The organism is Brevundimonas sp. (assembly GCF_031412435.1).
Lineage (GTDB): Bacteria > Pseudomonadota > Alphaproteobacteria > Caulobacterales > Caulobacteraceae > Brevundimonas.
Map to the genome: position 1 here is coordinate 68472 of NZ_JANODA010000078.1, position 6592 is coordinate 75063.

Here is a 6592-nt window from a genome sequence, read left to right on the forward strand (position 1 = left end):
CGCGATCGCCGCAGTGCCAGCGCTCAGCAAAGTCCGACGCGTGAATCCAGACATAGTCTCGCTCCTTCCGGGTCCAACCTGAGCGTCGAATGACACCGGTGACAAATGATTTGACTGCTATGTCTTATAATCATACTTTTTCGAAGTCTCGGTGAAAGCCGGGGGGAACTGCGGGATAGCGTCCACAAGAGACGTCGCGCCGCATGAGGAACCGGGAGGAGAGCCCAATGAGAAATTCCACGCAATATCTGCGTTCAGCGTCTCGCGCTGCACTGTGTCTTGCCGTCACCGCTCTTGCAGCGCCGGCGTTCGCTCAGTCACCGCCGCAAGAGGCTGACCAGGTCGACGAGATTATCGTCACCGGTATCCGCGGATCGCTGGCCAGCGCGCTGACGGACAAGCGCCGCTCTAACACCATCGTCGACGTCATCAACGCCGAAGACATCGCCGACTTCCCCGATGCGAACCTGGCCGAGTCGCTCCAGCGACTGCCCGGCGTCTCGATCGACCGCGAGAACGGGGAGGGGAACCAGATCTCGGTCCGCGGCCTGGGTGGTGACTTCACCCGCGTTCGCCTTAACGGTCTCGAGACCCTCTCGACCTCCGGCGCCAGCAACGCCGACGGCGCATTGCGTCGCGACCGCGGCTTCTCGTTCAACACCTTCGCTTCAGAGCTGTTCAACTCGCTGCGGGTCCAGAAGTCCGCCGATGCGCAGACCGACGAGGGCAGCCTGGGCGCCACGGTCGACCTGATTTCCGGCCGGCCTTTCGACTTCACCGACCAGCGCTTCGCCCTGTCGCTCCAGGACGCCTATTACGAGAATGGCGGCCAGCACAATCCGCGCGTCGCCCTGCTGGCGTCCAAGCGCTGGGAGACGGGGATCGGCGATCTCGGCGTGCTCGCCTCCGTCGCCTACAACGAGCGCAGCCAGATTTCGGACAGCTATGTCCGCGGCGTCGGCAGCCCCGACTACACCTACCGTGGCGCGACCTTCAACAACGCCGCGGCGGCGGCGACGGGAGATCCGCAAGGGTTCGCCCTGCCGACCAACGTCAACGCTGCGGCGGTCATCCCCCGGGTCACCAATCCCGAAGCGCTCAACTTCCTGATCGGATCGAACCCGGCCGCCTACCAGCTCCTGTACGGGCCCAACAACTACCGCCAGTCGCTGGTCCGCATCCCGGCCCTGGCGTCGCTTCAGCACCGGGAGATCGAACAGGAACGCCTGGGCGCGACCCTTTCGTTCCAGTGGCGGCCGACTGACCGGACCACCGTCAGCTTCGACAATCTCTATTCGGAGGCCACCCAGACCTCGACCAATTACCAGCTCGGTCCGGTGGGCCTGAACCGGAACAACACCAACGGCAACCGGACGCCGACGGCCTTCAGCTATCAGACCTTTGCAACAACGTCGGCGGCCAACAACTCATATGCCAACCGGCGGGCGTCCTACGCCAACTGCGCAACCCAGGCCGCGACCGAGTTCCGCGACGCCATCGATTGCGGCCAGTCCATCTATGGATCGAACCCGATCTACACGACCGCTCCGGGCGCGACGACGAACAACCTCGCCGCCGGCACAGGCAGCTTCAATCCAAACAATCTTGAAGTCTACGACTACTACAACCAGCCAACGTCTGTCGGGTATGTTGCACATCCGCAGTTTCTGGCTCTCCGGGGTCAGTTTATCGGACGTCCGGCTGTTCGATTGATCGAGGCTGAACTTAGCGATAGCGGTGCAAACGCCGACTATCTGAAGCTTGGGAATGTCGACTTCCGGTCGGCGGTCGATCAAGGCTCCTACACGACCGAGTTCCGTCAGAATTCGATCAATATCGAGCACGAGTTCAGCGACACCTTCCGCGCCGTCGCCTTGATCGGCGACTCGCAGTCGACGAACGTCAACACGGGTCTGCTCGCCGACTTCATCCGGCTGGACTCCGGCAACGGCACGCCGGGCAACGACTATTTCGTCTATGATGAGCGGGACGGCGGAGACATCCCGTCGATGTCGTTCGGCTTCGATCCCGCCAACCCCGCCAACTGGAACTTCGTGAAGGGCTATTCCGCCCTCCGAAACTACAGGACTGTGACCGAGAACGGCTATCGGGCCGCCAAGGTCGACTTCAGCTGGGACTACCACCCCGACTATACGCTGCGGTTCGGGGCCGGGCAGCGCAAGTTCGACTTCTTCTACACCCGCTTCGAGCGGCTGATCGGCGACACTCAGAACCCCAGCCTTCTGGAGGGCGTCCGGAGCGGTCTGGTCCAGCCGACCACGGTCGCCCAGATGGGGCAACTCGTTGACTTCGGCCTGGGGCTCGACCTGCCGGCGGGAACGCCGACCTCCTATTTCGTTCCCAACCTGCAGGCGTTCCAGGACCGGTTCGGCTTCGACTGCAACTGCATCAACGACTTCGGCGACTGGCGCCTGTCCGACCTCCGCAACGGCGGGGTCAACACCTTCTCGGTCGATGAGACGGACACGGCCTACTATGCCCAGCTCGACTTCCGGACGCCGGTCTTCGGGCGCGACCTGCGCGGCAACGTCGGGGTCCGGGTCGCGGAAACCAGCGTGGACGCCGCCGGCCGCTCGCCCAGCGGTCGTCCGGTCGAGAACAGCAACGAGTACACCGACACCCTTCCGTCGATGAACCTGATCTACGAGTGGTCGGACCAACTGCTCTTCCGCTTTGCTGCGGCCAAAGTGATGGCGCGGCCGCAACTCCTGGCGCTGCAGCCGGGCGTGACCGGCTTCACCGTGCCCGTCGGCGTCGGCACGGCGCCGGCTGCGTTCGATGGCTCGAACGCCGCGATCACCCTGGGCAACACGCGTCTCAAGCCGTTCCGCGCAGACAATCTCGACTTCAACGTTGAATGGTATTTTGCCGAGGACGCACTGATCTCGATCGCCTTCTTCCACAAGAAGATCAACAGCTTCCCGCAGGTCATCCTGACCGAGGGACGCCTGACCGATCTGTTCGACGCCGCCGCCATCGCCAACCTGCGCCTGGCCTTCGACGGTCTGGTGGACGTCGCCTCCGACAGCCGTCGGGCCTATATCGATGGGGACCTGCCGTTCTCGGTGCGCCAGTTCAACGACGCGCCGGGGGGAACCCTGGACGGGTTCGAGCTAATCTATCAGCAGAACCTGACCTTCCTGCCGGGCTTCCTTTCGAACCTCGGTGTCCAGGCGAACTACACCCAGATCGAGTCCGAGCTCGAGTACATCCTCGATCCGGCCCGCAACCTGACCGGCACCGCGCCATTCCTCGGGGCCTCGCCGAAGAGCTTCAACGCGACGATCTTCTATGAAGTGCCGCGCTGGAGCGCGCGGGTGTCGGCGGCCTATCGCGAAGGATATCAGACGACCTATCCGCTCCAGGGCGGGACCTGCGACCCGGGACAGTGCGACTCGCCGCTGATCAATGACTTCATCGGATCGGACGACACGCTGAACGTGGATGCGTCGTTCACCTACAAGATCAACGACAACATCACCCTGACCGCCGAGGCCCTGAACCTCACCGACCAGGCGGACAGCCGGTGGGCCTATCAAGCCGATCCGGTGGTGGCCAGCTACGGCAAGACCGGCCGCCAATACTTCGTGGGGACCCGCTTCACCTTCTGATTCATCTTCCCCGATCCCTGAGGGGATGGACGGTTTTCCTCCCAAGGAACTGTCCGCCTGGAAGCGTCATCCGGTCACGGATGACGCTTCTTTTTTTGCCGGGATGCAGAGTCCCGGGACCGTGCCCGTGCCTCACTGTTCAAATCTGGCTAGAGCCCGTGGCCCCCGAAGGTCGCGTGACCATCCACGGGTTCGGTGCGGCCGATTGGCGGCCGACAGCGCCGGTGTTGGCGGAGGGGACCGCCCCTTCACCTACTGCCCCGGCCTGCAGCGTGTTCGCTGCCTCGGCCCCGCCTTGTGAGTCATCCGCACATCACGAAGAACCGCTCGCCCCCCGCTTCCGATCCAGGATGCGGCGCATAGACCTCCCGCTTCCCGTCGATCCACTGGGCGATCCAGCCGACCCGGCGGAAGCGCTGCAGAACCGGTTCGCTGGTCGCGGCCGTGGCGGTCAGGATGTCGCCGTCGTGCAGTTGCGAGGGCTCGCCCTCGGCGGGGAACCGTTCGGTGTCGCCGCCGGATTCCAGATGGATCTCACGATCGCCGGTCTGGCCCAGGGCGGTCAGGTCGACCTTGCCGGACCCGGCCGTGCAGTCGAGGCCGAGGCGAAGATCGTCGCTGGCCTCCACGCCATAGGCCAGCCGGGCCATGCCTTCGTCGGGCGTATAATGCCAGTCGTAGCCGGCGACCGGAGCGGGCGCCGACGGCGCGGCGGCGGCCGTCACCACGGGTTCGGGCGTCTCGACGCTGGCGCAGGCGCTCGTCAGCGCGGCCAACGCCAGGACCGGCAACCATAGACTCCGCATGCGCCCTCCGCTGTTCACCCGCTGCAAAGCTCGGCGAAGCGGCGCAGTTTGGCAAGGTGGGCTGCGGGCACGGCCACGGCCTGATGCTGGCCGCCGACGGCGACGTCCAGGGCGCCGGTGACCAGGAACTGGCCGAAGACGGGGTGATCGGTGCGCAGGGCCACGGACTGATGGTCGGCCGTCGCCTCACTCTGTCCGGTGGCGGTCGCCGTGCCCGAGACGATCGTGGCGATCCCGGCCTTGGTTGAGCCGAACAGATCCAGTCGCGCCACGCCAGCGCCCGGCTGACATTCAAGGATGGCCCTCAGTTGCGGCGTGTCGGGGATTTCGTTGGCGAGAACCAGCGGCCCGTCCTCATAGAGGGTCCAGGTCCAGCCGCCCTGAGGCGAGGGGGCGTTCAGCGCGGCAATCGCCGCGATCATCGCCAGAAATGTCATGGTTCAGGCCCCCCGACCGGACTGGGCTACGCCCGGCCCGCCGAGCAATAGGCCAGAAAATCGCGTACGAGGCGACGTTCTTCGGTGCTGGCCGCCAACTGGAACCGCCCGGCGTCGCCAACGACCGTCATCCGGCCCTTCTGCGCCAGGCCGGCCAGGGCCGGATCGGTGACCGGAAGGGTGGTCTCGTCCGCGTCGCCGCCGGACAGCGGATCGATCTGGACGCTGGCCTGCATCAGGCGCGCGCCTTCGACCTGGACGTCGCCATAGACGGCCGCAGTCGTGTCGCCCGGCATGCAGGTCACCATCAGGGCCAACTGGTCGGAGTTGGCGACGCCATAGGCCAGTTTCGCCAGGGCGCCCTCGTGATGGACGCTCCAGCCCATGACCGGCGCGGCCATGACGCCCTGAGCCTCGATCTCGGTCGCGACGTCGTCGGACTGGGCCGCGAAGGCGACCAGACCGAGAGCGGCGACAGCGGGAACGAGAACCTTGAACATCGAAACGGAAACCTTTGCGTCTTGGGGGTCAAACGCGGGTTTCCGTTAACGGTTCACGGCAGAGCTTCGCTCTGACGCAGCCGTGATGTTGAGGACACGATCTTCCCTGGCTCAAGTAGCGAGACGCCGCGCGTCGCGCGGTAGCGTCCTTCCTAGAACGGGCTGAAACGCTCCACCAGGCTCTGCGCGGCCGGCGTGGCCTGCACCCGGCTGATGTCGCCGCGCCCGCCGTAGCTGATGCGCGCCTCGGCGATCTGGGTGTGGCTGATCGTATTGGCGGCCGTAATGTCTTCGGGACGCACGATTCCGGCCACGGTCAGCTCTCGCAGCTCGCGGTTGGTGCGCACTTCCTGCCGACCCTGGATGACCATGTTTCCATTCGACAGCACGTCGGTAACGACAGCAGCGATTGTCAGTTCGACCCGTTCGGACCGATTGATCGCCCCCGAGCCATTGGCATTGGACTCGCCCTGGACCCCAACCAGATTTTGCGGATCGAAGCCGCCGGGAAAGGCGCGGCCGAGGCTGTTTTCCAGCCCGAAGAAGTTCGAGATGCCGCCTGACACGTCGTTGGACCGGCTGCGGTTGGTCGAGTTCTGGGTCTGCGCCCGGTCGTCGATATCAATGTTGACGGTCAGGATGTCCCCGATCCGGCGTGCGCGCTGGTCGCCAAAGAAGGTTCGCGCACCCGTGCGCCAAAGGGAGTTGGCGCTGGCCGGACGGCTGGCCTCTTCCCGCCCATAGACCTGGCTGACGGGCACAAGGGTCGCGGGATAGGCGACGGGGGCCAGTTCCGGACCGCGCACAGTTTCGGTGATGGTGGTGCAGCCGGTCAGGGTGACGGCGGCGGCGGCGGCGATCATCAGTTTACGCATCGGACTTATCTTCCCTGGCGGGCAAATTGGACAGGATTTGAACGCGCTGACTGTGCAGCAGGCCCGGTGACGGCGCGTCCGGGGCCCGTGGCCACAGCGTCTATGGTCTTGCCGGACGCGAGGTTCAGAATGGGCACGGGCTCACCAATGGCCGCGTTCCGGGTGGCCCGGCCGGTCACAGTCAGTTTGACCCCGCCGGAGATGAAGGCGACCTCGACCGTGTCGTTGCGGGCAATGACCTGCGGGCTGGCCAGGTCACGGGCGGCGACGGACGCGCCTGCACGCAGCGCGCGACGGGCTGACAGGCCGATGACCTGTTCGGCGTCCTGGGGCCCCGTCGCT

The 6592-nt window shown here is 65.3% G+C and carries 6 protein-coding genes; 1 reads left to right on the plus strand and 5 read right to left on the minus strand.

The window, feature by feature from the left end; genetic code table 11:
• Nucleotides 1–227: 227 nt before the first annotated feature.
• Nucleotides 228–3632, plus strand: a complete 3405-nt coding sequence (locus tag RMO01_RS14980) for a TonB-dependent receptor domain-containing protein (RefSeq protein WP_309629864.1) — start codon at nt 228–230, stop codon at nt 3630–3632.
• Between the two features lie 302 nt (nt 3633–3934).
• Here the strand turns inward: RMO01_RS14980 and RMO01_RS14985 are convergent, their stop codons facing one another.
• The 5 genes from RMO01_RS14985 to flgA all read right to left on the minus strand — a co-directional run.
• On the minus strand, nt 3935–4438 hold the full coding sequence (locus RMO01_RS14985) for a hypothetical protein (protein ID WP_309629865.1): 504 nt from the start codon (nt 4436–4438) through the stop codon (nt 3935–3937).
• Nucleotides 4439–4452: 14 nt separating this feature from the next.
• On the minus strand, nt 4453–4875 hold the full coding sequence (locus tag RMO01_RS14990; protein ID WP_309629866.1) for a hypothetical protein: 423 nt from the start codon (nt 4873–4875) through the stop codon (nt 4453–4455).
• 26 nt (nt 4876–4901) lie between these two features.
• Entirely contained in the window at nt 4902–5375 is a 474-nt protein-coding gene (locus RMO01_RS14995; RefSeq protein WP_309629867.1) for a hypothetical protein, read from the minus strand.
• Nucleotides 5376–5527: 152 nt separating this feature from the next.
• Nucleotides 5528–6250, minus strand: a complete 723-nt coding sequence (gene flgH / locus RMO01_RS15000; RefSeq protein ID WP_309629868.1) for a flagellar basal body L-ring protein FlgH — start codon at nt 6248–6250, stop codon at nt 5528–5530.
• Between the two features lie 5 nt (nt 6251–6255).
• A partial coding sequence (gene flgA, locus RMO01_RS15005; RefSeq protein WP_309629869.1) for a flagellar basal body P-ring formation chaperone FlgA occupies nt 6256–6592 on the minus strand: 337 nt, incomplete at its 5' end.

What these genes read in the sequence shown, in the direction of transcription:
- RMO01_RS14980 (WP_309629864.1), top strand. Translation starts at nt 228, where the DNA reads ATGAGAAATTCCACGCAATATCTGCGTTCAGCGTCTCGCGCTGCACTG.
- RMO01_RS14985 (WP_309629865.1), bottom strand. Translation starts at nt 4,438, where the DNA reads ATGCGGAGTCTATGGTTGCCGGTCCTGGCGTTGGCCGCGCTGACGAGC.
- RMO01_RS14990 (WP_309629866.1), bottom strand. Translation starts at nt 4,875, where the DNA reads ATGACATTTCTGGCGATGATCGCGGCGATTGCCGCGCTGAACGCCCCC.
- RMO01_RS14995 (WP_309629867.1), bottom strand. Translation starts at nt 5,375, where the DNA reads ATGTTCAAGGTTCTCGTTCCCGCTGTCGCCGCTCTCGGTCTGGTCGCC.
- flgH (WP_309629868.1), bottom strand. Translation starts at nt 6,250, where the DNA reads ATGCGTAAACTGATGATCGCCGCCGCCGCCGCCGTCACCCTGACCGGC.